The organism is Pseudotenacibaculum haliotis, from assembly GCF_042684245.1.
GTDB lineage: Bacteria > Bacteroidota > Bacteroidia > Flavobacteriales > Flavobacteriaceae > Polaribacter > Polaribacter haliotis_A.
Window position 1 is genome coordinate 686,936 of sequence record NZ_JBHULH010000004.1, and the last position, 19,121, is coordinate 706,056.

The 19,121-nt window shown below is 34.7% G+C and carries 21 protein-coding genes; 11 read left to right on the forward strand and 10 right to left on the reverse strand.

From position 1 onward, the window contains the following. Positions 1-3: 3 nt before the first annotated feature. Genes ACFSRZ_RS11140 through ACFSRZ_RS11150 form a run of 3 tightly spaced genes read right to left on the reverse strand, consistent with a single transcriptional unit; the run spans position 4 to position 2,603 of the window. The gene (locus ACFSRZ_RS11140) at positions 4-1,518 is read right to left on the reverse strand and encodes a hypothetical protein (protein ID WP_379666635.1); all 1,515 of its coding nucleotides are present in this window, start codon (positions 1,516-1,518) and stop codon (positions 4-6) included. Then, on the reverse strand, positions 1,505-2,062 hold the full coding sequence (locus ACFSRZ_RS11145) for a hypothetical protein (RefSeq protein WP_379666636.1): 558 nt from the start codon (positions 2,060-2,062) through the stop codon (positions 1,505-1,507). The genes ACFSRZ_RS11140 and ACFSRZ_RS11145 overlap by 14 nt, the downstream gene beginning before the upstream one ends. Next, the gene (locus ACFSRZ_RS11150; RefSeq protein ID WP_379666637.1) at positions 2,046-2,603 is read right to left on the reverse strand and encodes an RNA polymerase sigma factor; all 558 of its coding nucleotides are present in this window, start codon (positions 2,601-2,603) and stop codon (positions 2,046-2,048) included. The genes ACFSRZ_RS11145 and ACFSRZ_RS11150 overlap by 17 nt, the downstream gene beginning before the upstream one ends. Before the next feature lie 101 nt (positions 2,604-2,704). Between ACFSRZ_RS11150 and meaB the strand changes: the two genes are divergently transcribed. Genes meaB through ACFSRZ_RS11165 form a run of 3 tightly spaced genes read left to right on the forward strand, consistent with a single transcriptional unit; the run spans position 2,705 to position 6,207 of the window. Next, positions 2,705-3,799: a methylmalonyl Co-A mutase-associated GTPase MeaB gene (meaB, locus tag ACFSRZ_RS11155; protein ID WP_379666638.1), complete on the forward strand. Its 1,095-nt coding sequence runs from the start codon at positions 2,705-2,707 to the stop codon at positions 3,797-3,799. Then, positions 3,777-5,474 carry an ArnT family glycosyltransferase gene (locus tag ACFSRZ_RS11160; protein ID WP_379666639.1) on the forward strand — a complete coding sequence of 566 codons (1,698 nt, stop codon included), beginning with the start codon at positions 3,777-3,779 and terminating at the stop codon, positions 5,472-5,474. Before meaB ends, ACFSRZ_RS11160 begins: the two co-directional genes overlap by 23 nt. A gap of 37 nt (positions 5,475-5,511) precedes the next feature. Further along, a complete protein-coding gene (locus tag ACFSRZ_RS11165; protein ID WP_379666640.1) occupies positions 5,512-6,207 on the forward strand; it encodes a hypothetical protein in 696 nt (231 codons plus the stop codon). Here the strand turns inward: ACFSRZ_RS11165 and ACFSRZ_RS11170 are convergent. From ACFSRZ_RS11170 to ACFSRZ_RS11185, 4 genes are read right to left on the reverse strand one after another with little or no spacing between them, the layout of a single operon-like run. Further along, positions 6,181-6,747 (reverse strand): phosphatase PAP2 family protein, encoded by a 567-nt coding sequence (locus ACFSRZ_RS11170; protein ID WP_379666641.1) that lies wholly within the window; start codon positions 6,745-6,747, stop codon positions 6,181-6,183. The genes ACFSRZ_RS11165 and ACFSRZ_RS11170 overlap by 27 nt on opposite strands. 2 nt (positions 6,748-6,749) lie before the next feature. Beyond that, the gene (locus tag ACFSRZ_RS11175; RefSeq protein ID WP_379666642.1) at positions 6,750-7,811 is read right to left on the reverse strand and encodes a peptidylprolyl isomerase; all 1,062 of its coding nucleotides are present in this window, start codon (positions 7,809-7,811) and stop codon (positions 6,750-6,752) included. Beyond that, positions 7,801-8,355, reverse strand: coding sequence for a gliding motility-associated peptidyl-prolyl isomerase GldI (gene gldI / locus ACFSRZ_RS11180; RefSeq protein WP_379666643.1), 555 nt, complete (start codon positions 8,353-8,355; stop codon positions 7,801-7,803). The genes ACFSRZ_RS11175 and gldI overlap by 11 nt, the downstream gene beginning before the upstream one ends. Beyond that, positions 8,345-9,373 (reverse strand): DHH family phosphoesterase, encoded by a 1,029-nt coding sequence (locus tag ACFSRZ_RS11185; RefSeq protein ID WP_379666644.1) that lies wholly within the window; start codon positions 9,371-9,373, stop codon positions 8,345-8,347. The genes gldI and ACFSRZ_RS11185 overlap by 11 nt, the downstream gene beginning before the upstream one ends. 74 nt (positions 9,374-9,447) lie before the next feature. On the opposite strand from ACFSRZ_RS11185, the gene ACFSRZ_RS11190 reads away from it, so the two are divergent. Continuing rightward, on the forward strand, positions 9,448-9,867 hold the full coding sequence (locus ACFSRZ_RS11190) for a nucleoside-diphosphate kinase (protein ID WP_379666645.1): 420 nt from the start codon (positions 9,448-9,450) through the stop codon (positions 9,865-9,867). 81 nt (positions 9,868-9,948) lie between these two features. Here the strand turns inward: ACFSRZ_RS11190 and ACFSRZ_RS11195 are convergent, their stop codons facing one another. After that, a complete protein-coding gene (locus tag ACFSRZ_RS11195) occupies positions 9,949-10,245 on the reverse strand; it encodes a DUF721 domain-containing protein (RefSeq protein WP_379666646.1) in 297 nt (98 codons plus the stop codon). Then, a complete protein-coding gene (gene recF, locus ACFSRZ_RS11200) occupies positions 10,245-11,324 on the reverse strand; it encodes a DNA replication/repair protein RecF (RefSeq protein ID WP_379666647.1) in 1,080 nt (359 codons plus the stop codon). The genes ACFSRZ_RS11195 and recF overlap by 1 nt, the downstream gene beginning before the upstream one ends. A 113-nt stretch (positions 11,325-11,437) precedes the next feature. Here recF and ACFSRZ_RS11205 point away from each other — a divergent pair, with 113 nt between their 5' ends. The 7 genes from ACFSRZ_RS11205 (at position 11,438) to ACFSRZ_RS11235 (ending at position 17,538) form a co-directional block, all read left to right on the forward strand. Continuing rightward, positions 11,438-12,205: a tetratricopeptide repeat protein gene (locus ACFSRZ_RS11205; RefSeq protein WP_379666648.1), complete on the forward strand. Its 768-nt coding sequence runs from the start codon at positions 11,438-11,440 to the stop codon at positions 12,203-12,205. A gap of 5 nt (positions 12,206-12,210) precedes the next feature. Next, positions 12,211-12,690, forward strand: coding sequence for a 6,7-dimethyl-8-ribityllumazine synthase (gene ribH / locus ACFSRZ_RS11210; RefSeq protein ID WP_379666649.1), 480 nt, complete (start codon positions 12,211-12,213; stop codon positions 12,688-12,690). A 120-nt stretch (positions 12,691-12,810) separates the two neighbouring features. Next, positions 12,811-13,089, forward strand: coding sequence for a riboflavin synthase subunit beta (locus tag ACFSRZ_RS11215; RefSeq protein ID WP_379666650.1), 279 nt, complete (start codon positions 12,811-12,813; stop codon positions 13,087-13,089). Further along, a complete protein-coding gene (mutL, locus tag ACFSRZ_RS11220) occupies positions 13,089-14,912 on the forward strand; it encodes a DNA mismatch repair endonuclease MutL (RefSeq protein WP_379666651.1) in 1,824 nt (607 codons plus the stop codon). The genes ACFSRZ_RS11215 and mutL overlap by 1 nt, the downstream gene beginning before the upstream one ends. Position 14,913: 1 nt before the next feature. Then, positions 14,914-15,636: a rhomboid family intramembrane serine protease gene (locus tag ACFSRZ_RS11225; protein WP_379666652.1), complete on the forward strand. Its 723-nt coding sequence runs from the start codon at positions 14,914-14,916 to the stop codon at positions 15,634-15,636. Continuing rightward, positions 15,637-16,497 carry a rhomboid family intramembrane serine protease gene (locus tag ACFSRZ_RS11230; protein ID WP_379666653.1) on the forward strand — a complete coding sequence of 287 codons (861 nt, stop codon included), beginning with the start codon at positions 15,637-15,639 and terminating at the stop codon, positions 16,495-16,497. Between the two features lie 9 nt (positions 16,498-16,506). Further along, the gene (locus ACFSRZ_RS11235) at positions 16,507-17,538 is read left to right on the forward strand and encodes an endonuclease/exonuclease/phosphatase family protein (RefSeq protein WP_379666654.1); all 1,032 of its coding nucleotides are present in this window, start codon (positions 16,507-16,509) and stop codon (positions 17,536-17,538) included. A 1-nt stretch (position 17,539) separates the two neighbouring features. On the opposite strand, the gene ACFSRZ_RS11240 is transcribed toward ACFSRZ_RS11235, so the two are convergent. After that, positions 17,540-19,108 (reverse strand): ABC transporter substrate-binding protein, encoded by a 1,569-nt coding sequence (locus ACFSRZ_RS11240; protein ID WP_379666655.1) that lies wholly within the window; start codon positions 19,106-19,108, stop codon positions 17,540-17,542. Positions 19,109-19,121 lie beyond the last annotated feature (13 nt).

Genomic DNA, 19,121 nt, shown 5'->3' on the forward strand with positions numbered 1-19,121 from the left:
TGTTTATTTGATAAAAGTTAGCTCGCTATATTTCCCAGAGATCTTTAATTCTCCTCCTTTGGTTTCAACAGAAAAACGTCCTTTTAAGCTATAACTATCACCTAGTTTTAAGCTACTTAGCTTCTTACCTGTTTCAATAGAATCTGCATTTAAAATGTTTAGTTTATTATTGAAGTTCCCAATGTGTACTGAAGCGTCTGATTGATTCAATACCAGACGAAACTTATTTAAAGAAGGGTTCAATCTTTTGATCTCAACTTCTCCAAAAGAAGCTTCAAGGTCTGTTCCTGAATTTGCTTCTGTTATTTTTAAGTCTCCGGAGTCAGATATCAACTTAGAATTTGTAACCGAAGCCAAACTAGCATCGGTTACATTCTTTAAAGATAAAAAGCTATTATTTACAGTTCTCACTTTTACCGGAGCGTAGTAAATATTTAACTCTCCCCCATTTAATCCTTCTGATTCAAAAGTACCATACGATACTTTTCCTGAAGTACTCATTTTTGGAAGCTTTAATTTACAGTGTCTTGTATCTAAATCTAAGGTAGATCCTTTAGGCACTTTGACTGTGATCGTTTTCTTGATCTTCACTTTTTTACCGTTAATGACCAATTCGTTGTTATCAGAATCAAATGAAAAGTCAGAATTAAAACTCTTTCTAAACTCTCTTCTAACCTTTGCCAAATCTTTTTTGATCTGCTCTCTGTCAATTTCTTTCATCGCTTTATTTACCTCTTTCATAGATTCTTCCATGATCTTACCAAGGTCGATGCTTTCCATTGCCTTTTTAGCTTGATTTAAAGACTCTTCTACAATCTTTTGCACATCTAAAGATTCGTACTCTTTCTTAGCCTTAGCCATCTCTTTCTTTGCCTTCTCTCTATTCTTCTCCATGTCTTTCTTCCACTCTTTGTACTCTTTGGATTTTTTAAACTTTTCCCAATCTTTCTTCGATTTTATCTTGATGTCTCTTACACCGTCTTTCCATCGAAAAAAGTATTCCTTTCCATTCTTAGAGTATTCGTCAAAATCGAACTCAATATCATCCAAATCGATCATGAATTTTTCCCAATCCAGATCCGGCATTGTAAAATTGATCTCCGGCATGTTGATCTCAGGCATTGTAAAATTGAAATCTGGAATATTTATTTCCGGCATCACAAAGTCTTTTGAGTCAAAAAAGATAAAATCATTATCACTAAAACGGAAAGAGTTTCCTCCTCTAGCCATAATATTTACTTTGTTCTTGTTTCCTAAAGCTTCAAACTTGAAGTTTTTCAAGTACTTTGCTGCTTCTTCTTTGGTTAAGCCTTCTATTTCTACAACGGCTTCTACAAACACCTGGTTTTTATTCCATGATGTTACATTGATCTCTGCATTGCTGGCTTCGATCTCTACTGTAGCATTTTTATTTACGTTAAACGTTTCTGTAAATTTCTTACTCTGTTTTTGGCCAAAGGCAACAACAGAAGCTGTTAACAAAAACGCTGTTATTATATGTTTACTAGACAATTTCATTTTTGCTTGCGTTTAATTCTTTTAAATTGTTCAATTGCTTCTTTAAACGTTGTAACAGCTGTAATCGCAATTGAAGGTTACTAATTAATGCATCGATGGTTTGATCATTAACCCCTTTTGTATTGAGCTCTTTGGTTAATGTCTTATATTCTTTTGTTAACTCACCTATCTTGTTGAGATAACTATCTACCAATTCTTTATTTTCATCAGTCATTTCTAACTGACTCAATTCTAATTTGATACTATTCGTGTAATACGTTTCTATTGTATTTAGTTCAGGTGAAATTTTCCCTAAACTGATCTTATTGGTTTCTTCTGTTGTTGGAGGAGTTATCGGAGGTTTTTGATATAACAATTGTACTCCTACAGTAACCAAAAGCGCTAACGAGGCAGCAACAGAAAGCCAAAAGACAGGTCTTTTACGTGATTTTTCCGGGTGCAATTCTTTCATCAATTTTGCCTCAAATTTATGCTCGTGCTTAGATGATAAATTCACTGACTCTTCCGGGTAGTTCTCTAACATTTTTCTAATATCCTTCGGCATAACGCATGTGTTTTAAACTTTTTTGTAATTGTTTTTTCCCTCGCAACAAATGTGTTCTTGATGTCACTTCTGTTATTCCCAATATCTGGGAGATCTCCTGATGGTCGTATCCTTCCAGCAGGTATAAAGAAAGTACTACTCGGTACTTTTCTTTTAGTTCTTTAATGCAGCTTACAATGTGTTGCATGGTAGTTGCATCTTCTACTTGCCAATCATCGTCTTCCAAAACCTGATGAGTTTCATTGTTGATGGAAACCAATTCCAGTCTCTTTTTCTTCAACTCATCTATACTTTGATTGATGACAATACGTTTTAACCAAGCTCCAAAACTTACTTCTCCTTTGTAAGTTTCCATTTTCTTAAATGCTTTGATAAACGCATCTTGCATCACATCTTCCGCAGCCATATCATCTTTCATATATCTCTTAGCCACCAGAAACATAGCCTTACAATACAAATTGTAAAGTTCCATCTGAGCTTTTGCATCATTCTTTTTGCATCGTTGAATGATGCTGTGATGTATAGGTTTTGTCCGACTCATTTGTTGATTAGTTACCCTATAGACGAAACGAAATTCCTTCCGTTGCATTTGGGTAAAAATTTATTTCTAAATTTACATGATTATTTTCTTCTACCAATTCTATGGATCAGAAACGCACCTCTTCTTTACATGAAAAAAGCGGGATTCCTCAACCGGAAACTACCAGTAAAAGCTCTGCAAAGAAAATTCAAAAAAAGAGAGGGAAACAACCTTCTACTCAAGAATTTATTGACGGTATTTTAAAAGGCAGCATTCCTTTACTTAGTAGAGCCATTACTTTAGTGGAAAGTACCAATACAAGGCATCAAAAGAAAGCAAATGAGATTTTAGAGGCTTGCCTTCCTTATGCTAATAAATCTGTGAGGATAGGTATTACAGGTGTTCCTGGAGTAGGGAAAAGTACTTTTATTGAAGCATATGGTAAATTTCTGACCGGAAAAGGAAGAAAAGTAGCTGTTTTAGCTGTTGATCCAAGTAGTTCTGTAAACAAAGGAAGTATTTTGGGTGATAAAACTCGTATGGAGCAGTTGGTAACAGATCAAAATGCTTTTATTAGACCTTCTCCTTCCGGAACTTCTCTTGGAGGTGTTGCTCAAAAAACCAGAGAGAGCATCATCTTATGTGAAGCTGCCGGTTTTGATACTATTATTATAGAAACTGTAGGTGTGGGTCAGAGTGAGACCATGGTGCACTCTATGGTTGATTTCTTTTTACTTCTCAAAATTGCCGGTGCCGGAGATGAACTGCAAGGAATAAAAAGGGGGATCATAGAAATGGCAGATGCAATCGTCATCAACAAAGCAGATGGCGAGAATGTAAAAAACACAAAGATTGCCAAGGTTGAGTTTAACAGAGCTCTGCATTTATACCCTCCTAAAGAAAGTGGTTGGCAACCCAAAGTTATTACGGCTAGTGCATTAAAGAACAAAGGAATAGAAGATGTACAAGAGATTGTTGATGAATACATACAATTTACTCAAGAGAACGGCTTTTTTGAATCGAAAAGGAGTCAGCAAAACAAATTCTGGTTACTTTCTACCATAGAACAAAATCTTCGTGATTCGTTCTTTAAAAACAATGAAATTAATTTAGTTTTGACCAAAGAATTTGAGAACATTCAAAATGGAACTTCTACTCCATTTTCGTCTGCAAAAAAACTATTGGATCTGTACAATGAAAAAAACCAAAAACGCTAAGCTATTATTCTTTTCTGTAGTTATACTTGTTTTTATTCTTAATGTAATACAAGGCGGACTTACAGAGCTTCTTCCTGATGAAGCATATTATTGGGTATACAGTCAGCATATGGATTGGGGCTTCTTTGATCACCCACCATTAGTAGCTGTTTGGATTAGCATCAGTGAATTTTTATTCTCCAACGAAATTGGTGTGCGATTCTTTTCTGCGATTTCCTTTAGTTTCTTACTCTATATTGTTTGGAAAACTATTGATCATCCTAAGAAAGAAGAATATACTTGGTTATTCTTGCTCATCATACTTTCAACAGCTCTCTTAAACGTATATGGGTTTATTACAACTCCGGATACGCCGTTAATGTTATTTGTAGCATTGTTCTTATATGCTTACAAAGAATATCTCAGTAAAAAGAGTTTATCAAGCTATCTGTTGTTAGCGATCTCCGTAGCCGGGATGATGTACAGTAAATACCAAGGGATACTTATTGTTTTCTTTGTTGTGTTATCCAATTTAAGAATGGTTAGAGATCCAAGGTTATGGCTCACAGCTCTTTTAGCTTTGGTACTGTACCTTCCTCATTTGTATTGGCAATGGGCTAATGATTTTCCTTCATTTCGATACCACTTACAAGAACGTGTTTCGAATAGGACTTATAAGTTTGAGCATACATTAATGCATTTTGTAAACATGATTGCTATCATAGGACTTACTTTTCCTATTATTTACAAAGCATTTTTTAAGAATATCAGAACAAAAGACACGTATAATCGCGGGCTAAATTTTATCATATTTGGTTTTCTTCTGTTTTTCTTCTTCTCTTCTTTTAGAGGAAGAGTACAAGCGCAGTGGATCGTTCCGATCAGTATTCCTTTGATTTTGATCACCTACAACTACCTTACGGATAGAGAGAAGGCCAGAAAGTGGTTTGTACGTTTGGCTTTTATCAATATTGCGATTATGTTAATCGCTAGAGTTCTCATGTTTGCTGAAGGCATTGTTCCCGTAAAGCTAAATACGCACGGAAATGAAGCTTGGGCATTGGAGTTACAATCTGATACTCCCGGTCAAGAAAAGATATTTATCAACTCTTATCAAAACACTGCAACCTATTGGTATTATACAGGAGAAAAGGCTTATTATATGAAGAACTTTACCGGTAGAAACAATCATTTTGTTTTGCTACAAGAGAATGAGGATCTTTCTGCCAAACAAGCAGCTTTGGTCAGTAGAATTCGATTGGATCACACAGATTTTGGGACTCACATTAGAGGAAAAGATTCTGTATTTACAACAGTTGTTAATGATTATAAAGATCTCTCTCAAATAGAAATTCAGTTTACTGATGAAGAGATCGTACTGAAAAAAAATACTCCAAACTCTTTTGATGTAGAGATCACCAATCACTTTAACAGAACTATTTCTCCCACGGAATTTGAAGTTTCTATTGGGTTTATCAAAGCGCGAAAAAAGGAAAAGCATATTTTAAAAGCTCTTTTACAAACAAAATCAACAACTATTGCTCCCGGAGAAACTATAAAGGGAATTATTACGTTTAACACTGAGGAGATTCCTAACCCGGAGATTTTTACCACATTAGGTATTGGTATGACCAATTCTAACAAAATAGATATCATAAGGGTAAGCAAACTCCATAAATACCTACTGAAGGATTGAGTTTTTCTCATACCTTTGCCAAAGTAAAATAACTAGTATGTTACGATTAAATAAATTGACCAAGACAGAAACTTTCTTATTCTCTGCATTAACTATTGTGCTTATCTTATCTGTGTACTTCGGATTTACAGATGCTGAATATTTTGATAATGTATTTGCCCAAGAAGATGGAGCTGTAGAATATGCAACCTTCTTCTTTTTGTTATGTATTAGTATTTTACAATTTTACCGATTGTTTACTGTTAGTAAAAACAAAGCTATTTTATGGAAGTTGGGTATCTTCTTCTTTGCTATTTTGTTTTTGTTTGGAGCCGGAGAAGAAATTTCGTGGGGTCAAAGGATCTTTGGAATAGAATCGGGTGATTTTTTTAAAGACAACAACTTACAGAATGAAACCAATCTTCACAATCTAGAAATTGGTGGTGTTAAGCTAAACAAACTTATCTTTAGTCAGCTTCTTACCGTTATTATGGCTGTATATTTATTGGTTTTACCATTTCTTTACCAAAAATTCGATTGGATCAATAAGTTAGTAGACAAATTTGTGATCCCAATTCCTCAATTAAGCCATATTATTGCTTTTCTAATCAATACTATATTTATTGCGATTCTACCTAACTTAAGTAGAAAATGGGAAGTGTACGAGCTGTTCTTTGCTACGATCTTTTTATTGATCTTCTTAAATCCGGTCAATAAGAAAGTATACTTACGAGAATCGAGTAGTGATTCGTAATCTTTTCTGTATCAAGTAAAAGATATTTCCCCAAAGAAACCCTGCCAAATACCCTGAAAAAACATCTAAGGGATAGTGAACTCCTAAATATATTCTGCTGTACCCAAAAAACAAAGGGAACAAAATCATTAGGTAAATATATTTATAGTGCTTTCTTAAAAGTAAAATAATAAACGTAGTTACGGTTGTTGAAAGCGCAGCATGTCCGGAATAATAACTATATCCGCCGGGTTTGTATGTGAAAGAGCGCAATTTGTCAACCAAACCTTCTGTATTACAAGGTCTGATGCGCTCAAAAGAATGTTTGATAAAATTGGTGAACTGATCAGAAAATGCGACCAATGCAGCTAAAAACAGCATCATTAACAAGCCATTTTTCCAACCAAACTTTTTAAAGATCAAAAACAAAATCAAAGCGAACAATGGTGACCAGTGAAACTGATTGGTTACTGCCAACCAAAATCCGTCCCATTGTTCGCTTCCTAAATTATTAAGGAAGATGAGTAATTCCTGATCTTTTTGTAAAAGAGTCTCTAACAAAATTACTGACCTACTTTTAAGATTTCTACATCAAAAACGATATCCGCTTTTGGAGGGAATGGTCCTCCTCCACGCTCACCATATGCTAAGTAATAAGGGATAAATAAACGTGATTTATCTCCTTCTTTCATTTTCAATACAGCTTCTGTAAATCCTGGGATCATTGGTTGTCTGTTCATTACAAATACAAACGGACTTTTACCTTCTGTAGATTGAATTAATTTCCCTGATTCCTGAAGTCTTAATGTATAATGAATCTTTATTGGATCTGTCTTTGTTACCTTCTTTCCTTTTCCGTCTCCTTTTTTGATCTTTAAGATTCTCAATCCTGATTCTGATGGCTTTACAGATTCTTTCTCTTTTTGAATTTGAGTTAAAAATGCTTTTCTGTCTGCTTCTTCTTTAGCAATCTTAGCCTCTTGATCTGCGAAGAACTTATTTGTTCCTTCGGTAAATACCTTAGGTGCATCAAACTTCTTAGCTTTGTCTCCTACTCTTACAATTTTGATAGACTTGATCATATCGTATTGAGCGATAGAATCGATTGCTTCTTGCCCGTTTACAACTTCTCCAAAAATAGTGTGTACACCATCTAACCAAGGTGTTGGCTTGTGTGTTACAAAGAACTGACTCCCGTTGGTATTGGTTCCTCTACCTGAATTTGCCATAGATACAACTCCTGCTGCATCGTGCTTGTAGATCAATTTATTTAGAGAATCTCTCGGAAATTCATCAAAAAATCTATAACCAGGACCACCGGTACCATCTCCTCTTGGATCTCCTCCTTGTACCATAAAATCTTTAATTACTCTGTGGAATCCTAACTCGTCGTAGAATTTTTTCCCTTTTAAAGAGTCTACAACTTTAGGATTTGTTCCTTCTGCCAAGGATACAAAGTTTGCTACAGTAACAGGAACATCATCTGCATATAACTTTAAAAGAACGGTTCCTCTGTCTGTTTCCATATCAGCGTAGATTCCGTCTTCTAAACCTTTGTATTTGTTATTACAAGCAGCTAAAATAAGCGAGCTTACTACTAAAAGTTGTAAAATTCTAGTTTTCATTTTCTGGGTTTTCTTTTATGTTTATTATGGTAACGATACTAATGATCGATTCGTTTATTCCTATTTTATTATTATCGCCTACAACACCAAAAGCACTGTATGATGGGATAACAAATTTTATTGTTTCTCCTTTCTTCATGGTTTTTATTCCTTGCTGTAACGCCGGAATAAAATCCTCTTTATCTACTTTGTATTCTTTAACTCCCAACTCTTCTTTTGAGTAGATAATTTGATTGTTTAAATCCAATATCTCATAAGAAAGCTCTGCAATGTCTCCTTTTTTGGGTGTGTTTGACTCTTGGTCTACCTTATTTAAATACTGATACCAATATCCGTTAGGAGATACCAAATATGTTGCTGTACTATCTCTTTTGATATACTCTTCTATCTTACGCTCTTCAATTGAATTTACCTTCTTTAATGGGTCTATAGTCGCTACTAATGTGTGCGACTTACTATAACTCACAGGTCTTCTTACTTCTGGCTCTTTGCAAGAAGCTAAAAAAATAAGTGAAATCAAAAAGAGGGTTAATCTAGTTTTCATAAGACGAAATTAGTTCTTTCTCGTATTGTGGTAAAAGACTTATAAATTTGGTTACTGTTTCATCTAAAGGAACATCAGATCTTCCTCCGGCTGCATTTTCGTGCCCTCCTCCATTAAAGTGATTCCTGGCAAAAGCATTTACAGAAAAGCTTCCTTTGGATCTAAAGGATATTTTTACAATTCCTTGATCTCTGTCTTCAATAAAAATAGCCGCCATAACAATACCTGAAAGGGATAGCGCATAATTTACAATACCTTCTGTATCTCCTTTCTTATAGTTATTCTCCGCTTTTTCTTCGTCAGAGATAGTAATATACGCTGTTTTATATTCCGGAATTGCTTTCAAGTTTTTCAAAGCTTGCCCTAGTAACTGAAGTCTTCCGTAAGAATTTGAATCGTAGACATTGCTATGAATTTTATCGTTTTCGGCTCCTTTATCAATTAGATCGGCAATTACTCTATGTGTGGTACTTGTGGTTGATCTAAATCTAAAAGATCCTGTATCAGTCATAATTCCTGTATACAAACAAGTAGCTATGTTTTTGTCTACAAGATTCACATCTTCCATCAATTCCATAAAATGATAAACCATTTCGCTTGTAGAACACATATTAGGATCAGAATACATGTAAGGAAACTCATCCGGTTGTAGATGATGATCTATCAAGGCAAAATCGTTTGGATATTCTTCCAAGGTGTTTTGCATATCACTTCCTACTCTATGTAATGTGTTAAAATCTAATAAAAAGATGATCTCAGATCTTTTGATCGCTCTTTTGGCTTGCGAGTTTTGCTTATCAAACAAGTACAGATGTTTTGATCCCGGTAACCAACGTAAAAAGTTGGGATACTCATTAGGAACCAATACTTGTGGCTGATGCCCTTTCATCTTTAAGTAATGGTACAAACCTAAGGTTGAACCCATTGCATCACCATCAGGATTCTTGTGTCCAACGATAACTATATTTCTAGGGGTTTGTAAAAAAGAACGTAACTCGTTAAAATCTTTTAAAATCATAGGTGGCGAAGATACGATTTAATTAAAAATTTATGTACTTTTGCCGCGATTTTAAAACAAACCTTAAAATAAAAATGGCAACAAATAGAACATTTACCATGATCAAGCCTGATGCTGTAGAAAACGGTCATACAGGAGCTATCTTAGAAAAGATCAACGCTGCAGGATTCAGAATCGTGGCAATGAAAAAAACACAAATGACTAAGAACGATGCAGAGACTTTCTATGCAATTCATAGTGAGCGTCCATTCTTTGGAGAGCTTGTTGAGTTTATGACTAGAGGTCCTATCGTAGCAGCTATTTTAGAAAAAGACAACGCTGTTGAAGACTTTAGAACTTTGATCGGTGCTACTAACCCTGCTGAAGCTGCTGAAGGAACTATCAGAAAACTGTATGCTACTTCTGTTGGAGAAAATGCAGTTCACGGATCTGACAGTGATGAAAACGCTGCAATCGAAGGAAACTTCCACTTCTCTGGTAGAGAAATGTTCTAGAAAGTTTTTTCTTCTTTATAATATATTGAAAAACCGAGCTAAATAGCTCGGTTTTTTATTTCTTGTATGTATTGTTTCTACTTAAACCAACATCAATTTTGAAACTAGGTCTTCACCCATTTCTTGGTTGATCATCTTTACGATCTTTTCTTTTCCGTAACTCAATTCTTCTCTGAGTACAGACGATGTTAGCTTAATAATTAGTGTTCTGTTTTGTAGTTGTACTTGCTCTGTATAAGACACAATACCGGGTCCCATCAATTTTCCCCACACTTCTTCTATCTTCAACTTCTGCATTCCTTTGCTTAAGTTGTTTTCTTTGATAAAAGATTGCATCAGATCCTTAATCGCATTCGCTTCTCGCTTTCTCTCACTCATTACAGTTTAAATATTTGATAGGGTTTGTTACTTTGTTTTATAGCATTTTCGGTTCGATCAGAATGTGTATCGGTAATAAATATCTGACCAAATTCATCATTATTTACCAAATCGATAATATGAGAAACTCTCGACTCATCTAACTTGTCAAAAATATCATCCAGCAATAAAATAGGCGTCAAATTCGATTGTTGTTTGATAAACTCAAACTGAGCCAACTTTAAAGCGATCAAATATGATTTCTGCTGCCCTTGAGAACCAAATTTCTTGATAGGGTATTCTCCTATTTCAAAACTCAGATCGTCTTTATGAATCCCCACAGTAGTGTATTGCAATACTTTGTCTTTCTCTAAAGCATTTTTTAATAGATCCTTTAGAGATGAAATATGCAATTGGCTCTTGTAAACTAAATTTACTTGCTCTACGTCATTGGAAATAACTTCATACTTCTTATTGAAAATGGGAATGAACTTTTCTAAAAAAGCCTTTCTCTTCTCGTAGATACGTGTTCCGTAAGAGATCAACTGATCATCATACACCTCCAAATTGGCAGCATCAAAAGTTCTGTTAGCAGCAAAATACTTTAACAAGGCATTTCTTTGTGATAATACTTTGTTATAAGCAATCAAGTCTTGTAAATACGATTTGTCTTGCTGAGAAATTACCCCATCAATAAAGCGTCTACGTGTTTCACTCCCTTCAATTACCAAATCTCTATCGGAAGGAGAAATAATAACCAATGGTATTTGTCCAATATGATCAGAAAACTTCTCATAAGCCTTTCCGTTTCTCTTTAATATCTTCTTTTGCCCTCTTTTTAAGCTACAAATGATCTTCTCTTTCCTTTCATTTATGGCGTATTCTCCTTCTACTACAAAGAAGCTTTCATTATGCTTGATATTCTGTACGGCAATCGGATTGAAGTAGCTTTTAGCAAATGATAAATAGTAGATTGCATCTAGTACATTTGTCTTTCCTACACCGTTCTTTCCTACAAAGCAATTTATTTTCTCCTCAAAATCAAAGGTTTGAGAATCAAAATTCTTAAAATTAAGTACGGATAGTTTTTCTAAGTACATGGATTCGGTTCTGCGCTTTCTACAAGCTGCAAATTATTGAAAATTTACCAAATACTGACTTTTAAAATCCAATTAAAAAAACTATTTTTGCGCCTACTAATTTTTAAAGGAATATGGCAACATATAAGAAAAGAGGGGCTAAACCTAGAGATAAGAAGGATCAACAAGCAGCAGAAATGCAAAGTACAACGGCTGAAGTATTCAATACTTTAGACGAAACAGCTTCAAGGTCTGAGCAATGGATTGAAAAGAATAGCAAGACTTTGTTCTACGGTTTAGTTGTTGTTATCGTAATTATCTTAGGATACTTAGGATATAACAAATACGTAGTTGAACCTCACGAAACTGAGGCTTCAAACGAATTAGCTTTCCCAAGAAAATATTTTGATGAAGCATCTACTGCTGCAGGATCTGCTGTAGATTCTTTATTACAATTAGGATTAGATGGTGCTGACGGAAAATACGGTTTCCTTGATGTTGCTGATACTTACAGCGGAACCAAAGCTGGAAATATTGCAAATTATTACGCAGGTGTTTCTTACTTAAAAATGAAGAAATACAAAGAGGCGATCGATTACTTAAGTAAATTCAAATCTGATGATGATATCTTAGGACCAACTGCTTTAGGTGCTATTGGAGATGCTTTCGCAGATATCGATCAACCAAAAGAAGCTTTAGAGTATTACGAAAAAGCTGCTGCTAAAAAAGACAATGAGTTTACTGCTCCTATGTTCTTATTCAAAGCCGGAAAAATTGCTTTGGATTTAGGAGAGTTTGCAAAAGCAGAAAAGCTTTTCCAAAAGATTAAAGATAACTATCCATTAACTCCTATTGGAAGAGATATTGATAAATATATAAGCAGTGCTAAGTATGCACAATAATACAAATGGCAACAACTAACTTATCTGCTTACGATAAAGCTACAATCCCAAACGCGAGTTCACTTCGGTTTGGGATTGTTGTTTCTGAGTGGAATCCTGAGATCACTCAAAACATGCGCAAAGGTGCTGTAGAAACCTTATTGGACTGTGGTGCTAAAGAAGAAAACATTATTACTTGGGATGTTCCCGGGAGTTTTGAATTGGTGTACGGTTGTAAAAAAATGATCGAAACACAAAATGTTGATGCTGTTATTGCTGTTGGGAATGTTATTCAGGGAGAAACCAAACATTTCGATTTTGTTTGTGACGGAGTTACTCAAGGAATCGTAGACTTGAACATCAAATACGATACTCCTGTCATTTTCTGTGTTTTAACAGACAATACCAAGCAACAATCTATTGACAGATCCGGAGGAAAATTAGGAAACAAAGGTGTTGAATGTGCAGTAGCAGCGATTAAGATGGCTGCTTTAAGACAGATTTAACAACAGAACTTACCAACATTTCTTGACCGTTTTTGCTTTATTAAGTAACTTTGACAGAATCGTTACATTTGGAGCGGTTTTTGTTGAGTTTATCTTCATCAAATCAATTTATCTTTTATTATGAAGTTTTTAAGACGGTCGTATAAAAAATTTGAATACAAACCCAGGTATTATAAAGGGGAAGGAAATCCGTATGAGATCCGTCATAAATTTGATGAATACAGAACTACAACAGGAAAAAATAAAGGTTTAAAGACCAAACTTGTCAACGCAATAGAAGAGTTGAAAAGTTCAGATAGCAAAGGAGTAAATAAGACCATTCTTATCATTGTAGCTGTCTTGGTTTTTATATTTTTATACATCATAGATTTTGATCTATCCATATTTCTAGAAAACTAATGTCAGACATCATTCAGCTATTACCAGACCATGTAGCCAACCAAATAGCTGCGGGAGAGGTCGTGCAACGCCCAGCTTCAGTGGTCAAAGAATTACTTGAAAATTCTATCGATGCAGGTGCTTCTTGTATCAAACTCATCTTAAAAGATGCTGGAAAAACATTAATTCAGGTAATTGATGATGGAAAAGGAATGAGTGTTACAGATGCTCGATTAAGCTTTGAACGTCATGCTACATCAAAGATTCGAGCTGCAGAAGATTTGTTTCAATTGCACACCAAAGGTTTTAGAGGAGAAGCGTTAGCTTCTATTGCAGCGATTGCACATGTTGAAATGAAAACCAAGCAGGAAGATCAAGAATTAGGAACACATTTAAAGATAGAAGGAAGCAAGGTTACCTATCAGGAAATGGCTTCCACGCCAACGGGCACTAGTATTTCTGTCAAAAATTTATTCTATAACATTCCGGCCAGAAGAAACTTCTTAAAATCAGATACGGTAGAAACGCGTCATATTATTGACGAGTTTCAACGAATTTCTTTGGCACATCCTGAAATTACATTTAGCTTACATCATAATAGCAACGAGGTATATAGATTAAGTGAAAGCAATCTAAGAAAGAGAGTGGTTTCTATTTTTGGATCTAAAATGAACGAAAAATTAGTTCCTATAGAAGAAGAAACTGAAATGATCTCTATTTCCGGATTTGTTGCAAAACCTGAATATGCCAAGAAAAAAAGAGGAGAACAATTTTTCTTTGTCAATGATCGCTTTGTAAAAAGTCCTTACTTGCATCATGCAGTTGTTGCTGCTTTTGATGGTTTATTGGAGCAAGGATCACATCCCTCCTACTTTTTATACTTAAAAGTACCTACCAAAAGTATTGACATCAATATTCACCCTACAAAAACAGAAGTGAAATTTGATGATGAAAAAGCATTGTATGCAATTTTAAGAGCTACTGTAAAGCATAGCTTAGGGCAATACAGTATTGCTCCTGTATTAGATTTTAACAGAGATTCGAACTTGGATACTCCTTACGATTTTAGTAAAAAGACATCCGTTCCTTCTACGCCAAAAATCACGGTAGATCCTACTTTCAATCCTTTTAAGACAGAAACAAAAAGAGAAAGCAGCAGTAGCGTTGGTAGTACGTATGTTCCGAAAAAAGAAACGACAAGTTGGGAAAGTTTATATGTAGCTACTGAAGAAAAAGTAGAACAAGAAGATCTTTTTGAAACAACTTCAGAGCATCATCAAGCAAATAAAACTTTTCAAATTCAAAAGAAATACTTGTTGAGCTCTATCAAGTCTGGTGTGGTATTAATTCACCAATCTTTGGCACATCAGAGAGTTTTATATGAAGAATTCTTAGAGAGCATTACGGTAAAAGAGGTAAGCAGTCAACAGTTGTTATTTCCTATTACAATTTCATTCTCTTCTGCCGAAATAGAAACTATTTATACCTTAAAATCTGATTTAGAGAGTGTAGGATTTGATTTTGATGAATTCACCAAAGAATCTGTAACAATCAAGGGAACTCCTCCGTCTATATCAGAAAGTAAGATTACAAACGTTTTAGAAGAGTTACTGGCGAATGTAGATTTGGATGTTCCGGATACAAATTACAATCCTTTTGATGTGATGGCTAAGTCATTTGCCAAATCATTGGCTATTAAAACCGGAACGTATTTATCTCAAAAAGAACAGGAAAACCTGGTTAACAACCTGTTTTCTTGCAAAGAGCCTTCTATAGCACCGGATGGAAGAGCTACTTTTAAAACATTAACATTAAACGAAATAGACCAATTATTCCAAGGCTAACATGAATAGACTTACTGAATCAGTTAAACACTTAATAATTTTAAATGTAATATTTTACATTGCTACCTATTATTTGGTCGACAATGGATTAATGGTTGAGTTTTTCGCCATGTTCTCAACTGAAAGTCCAAACTTTAAAATTTGGCAATTAGTAACTTACATGTTTATGCATGGAAGTTTTATGCACATAGCATTCAACATGTTCGCATTATGGATGTTTGGTAGTGTATTGGAAAATATTTGGGGAAAGAAAAAATTTCTAACATTTTACTTCTTAACAGGTGTTGGTTCTGCTATTTTATACTTATTGATCAAGTATTTTCAAATCAATGCAGCACTTACCGAATACTCACAAGAACAGATTAATTTGATCCTCACGCAAGGAGCTGAAATTATTTTAAATGGTAGAAATTATACAGATCCTCAATTAGGCTTTTTAAATGAGTTGATCAATGTTCCTACTTTAGGAGCTTCAGGAGCAATTGCCGGTTTGTTAATGGCTTTTGGAATCTTATTTCCAAATACAGAGTTGATGTTGATCTTTTTGCCTATACCGATCAAAGCAAAATATTTTATTCCTCTTTTGATCATTTATGAACTTTCTATGGAATTTGCTTCATTCTCTTGGGACAATGTGGCTCATTTAGGTCACCTCAGCGGTATGGCAATTGGTTTTATAATAATGAGATATTGGAAAAAAAGGCAATTTAATCGCTGGAACTAGATGAGTATTTTAAAAGATCTACAAATACGATTTAGAAATGGCAGCATTGTAGAGCAATTGATCTACATTAATATTGCTGTGTTTATTGTTACCTTACTATTAGGATCCTTTTCTGGCTTGTTTGACAGCAAACCCGATTTTATTGGCGATTGGTTTGCACTATCTTCTTCATTTGAGATTTGGATTACCAGACCGTGGACTATTGTTACTTACGGATTCTTTCACGGAGGATTTATGCATATTCTTTTCAATCTTTTATGGTTGTACATTTTCGGTAGATTATTCCTCGATTATTTTACGCCTAAACAATTATTGAATTTTTACTTGTTAGGAACTGTCTTTGGCGGACTCGCTTATATGCTTAGCTATAATTTCTTTCCTGTTTTTGAAGGAAAATTAGGTTCTATGGTGGGTGCTTCAGCCGGGGTTTCTGCAATCATTATTGGAACAGCTACATACATTCCAAATTATAAGATACACTTCCGATTTATCGGTCCTATAAAAGTTTGGCATTTGGCAGCCTTCTTTATTATTATAGATTTATTACAAATGTCAAGCTTAAAGAATGGTGGTGGTCATATTTCTCACTTAGGAGGTGCTTTGTTTGGTTTTCTTTATGTGAGGCAGGCTAGCAATAAGAAGCTTAATATCTTTGGGTCTTTTTCAAACCTTTTTAAAAGAAAAGAAAAGCCTTTAAAAACTGTACATAAATCTAAAAGAAGAAGACCTGCTCCGCAGCCAAAACATGTAAAATCTGACAAGCAACAGAAGATAGACGATATACTGGATAAGATCAGTAAATCCGGTTACGATACACTAACCAAGGAAGAAAAAGAGTTTCTGTTTAAACAAGGAAAATAGAAACCCGCTATGAAAAAGAAATCCAAAACCCTTTCAAACCGCTTTATATTTTTAATCAACACAATTGTTGCTGTTGTTTTATTGCTGTCATATATTTTACCGTATATCTCACCTGAAAGAGCTCCTATTTTAGCTATTCTGAGTCTATTTGTACCGATCATGATCTTGGCGAACATTCTTTTCGCTATCTACTGGGTCCTACGCTTAAAAAAAGAGTTCTTCCTTTCAACTTTTGTTGTTTTAGTAGGATATGGCTATCTAGGGCATGTATACAAATTAAGTGGTAAGGAAATTCTGATGAATGATGATCTTAAGATTATGAGTTATAATGTAAAAATGTTCAATCATTATGGTTGGAATACCAACGACTCTATAGCTTCTAAGATGTATGATTTCATCAAAAACCAAGATCCTGATATTCTAACCATACAAGAGTTTTATCACGGAGAAAATATTCAGATCGACTTCCCATACCAATACATAAAAACAAAAGCTAAAAAGAATAAGTTTGGTATGGCTACCTATTCTAAGTTCCCTATAGTGAATTCAGGGTCTTTAGATCTTCAGAATACATCTAACAATATCATCTTCACAGATATTGTAAAAGGTATGGATACCATTAGAATATACAATATTCACTTGGAGTCATTTGGAATAAAACCTGATCAAGAGAATTTTGGTGAGGAGAATTCTGATCGATTGATGAAACGGATGAAAAAAGCCTTTAAACAGCAAGCCATTCAAACAGAAATCTTTTTAGAGCACCAAGCATCATGGAGAGGAAAAAGTATCATCACAGGTGATTTTAACAATACTGCTTTTTCTTGGGTATACAGGCAAATAGCAAAGGATAAGCAAGATGCGTTTAAAGTAGCCGGAAAAGGATTAGGAAAAACCTTTGACTACAGTTATCCTCTTCGTATCGATTTTATTTTACCGGACACGCATTTTGAAGTACATCATTTTCAAAATTTTGATGTGAAGTATTCAGACCACTTCCCTATTATGGCAAGAATAAGTTTAAAAAAGGATTTTGAATAGCTTATTTCTCTTTTTTCACCCTTCTTAGATCCAATAGATCCACAGGATTAATTCCCAATCCTTGCACATTCTTGCGGGTAAAACGAATTACCTGATCATAATACAAAGGAATTACAGGAGCCTCATCTATTAAAATGCTGTCCATTTTTTGATACAAACCATATCTTTTCTCTACGTCTACTTCAGAAATAGACTTTTCATACAATTGATCAAAAGCATCATTTTTAAAGTGCGTATAGTTAGGTCCGTTGGGAGCAAAATTCTTGCTGTAGAATAAAGAAAGGTAATTCTCGGCATCAGGATAATCTGCAATCCAACTGGCTCTAAAAATAGGCAGCTTTCCATTGGCTTTCCCTTGTCGTAATGTAGATGGAGGAATCACATCTACTACCACAGACAAACCAATCTTTTCTAGTTCTCTTTGTATGAATTCACATAGATCCAGGTAATTGCTATTGGTAGTGATCGTAATCTTTGGGTTCGTATTTCCAGTTTCTTTTTGAAACTGAGCCAAAAGATCTTTTGCTTTTTCAAGATCGTATTCATATCCTTTTTGAGCATTAAAAGAGGGTAATCCCTTAGGGATAAATCCATTTTCGGCCGGAGTTCCAATTCCATTTCTCAGGTATCGGATCATTTTCTTTCTGTCAAAACCATAGTTGATCGCCTTACGCAACAATTTATTTTGAAGTGTTTTCTCTTCTCCTTCTAAGAAAATTCCAAGATATTCTGTATTCAAATAAGCTCCGGTTTGCATTGTAATATCACCTTCATACTTCTTTTGTAATTTCCCTTCGGTAGTAATGATATCGTCTTTATAAGAAGCGTCTAAGCTTTTCATAAAATCTAAATTCCCTTGAATGAATTGTAAGAATTCACTTTGCTTATCCGGTAAAAAAGTAACGGCTACAGCTTCTAAATAAGGTAGATTATTCCCTGAGGCATCTTTCTCAAAATAATGAGTGTTCTTTCTCAATACCAATTTGGTATTCTCTACCCATAACTTGAACTGAAAAGGTCCGGTTCCAATCGGGTTTGCTCGAAACTCACTTCCAAAATAATCTACTGCTTCTTTAGGAACAACAGAACAATATTTCATCGCTAACAGTCCTAGAAATGGAGGAAAGGCTTGCTTTAATTGAACCTCAAAAATCGAATCGTTCTTCGCTTGAAAACTTTCTACATTTTGCAAAACCCATCCACCGGGAGAAGCTACTTTAGCGTCTAATAATCTCTGAAAACTATATTCGAAATCATTGGCATTTACAAGTCTTGTAGAATCTTTTCCAAAGAGGCTATGCTTATGAAAATAAATGTCTTTTCTAAGAGCGAATGTATAGGTTCTTCCATCTTCAGAAATTGTCCAAGAACTGGCAATACTTGGTTTTACATGCAAGCTATCATCCAATTGAACCAATCCGTTATACAACTGATTTGTTGCCCAAATATTACGTTGATCTCTTGCAAAAGCCGGGTCTAACGAAGTAATGTTCGAATGTTCGTTATATCGAAAGACTTCCGTATCAGAAAAGTTTGATTCTCTTTGCTGGCATGCAAAGAAACTCAGCATAAATAGTAGTATG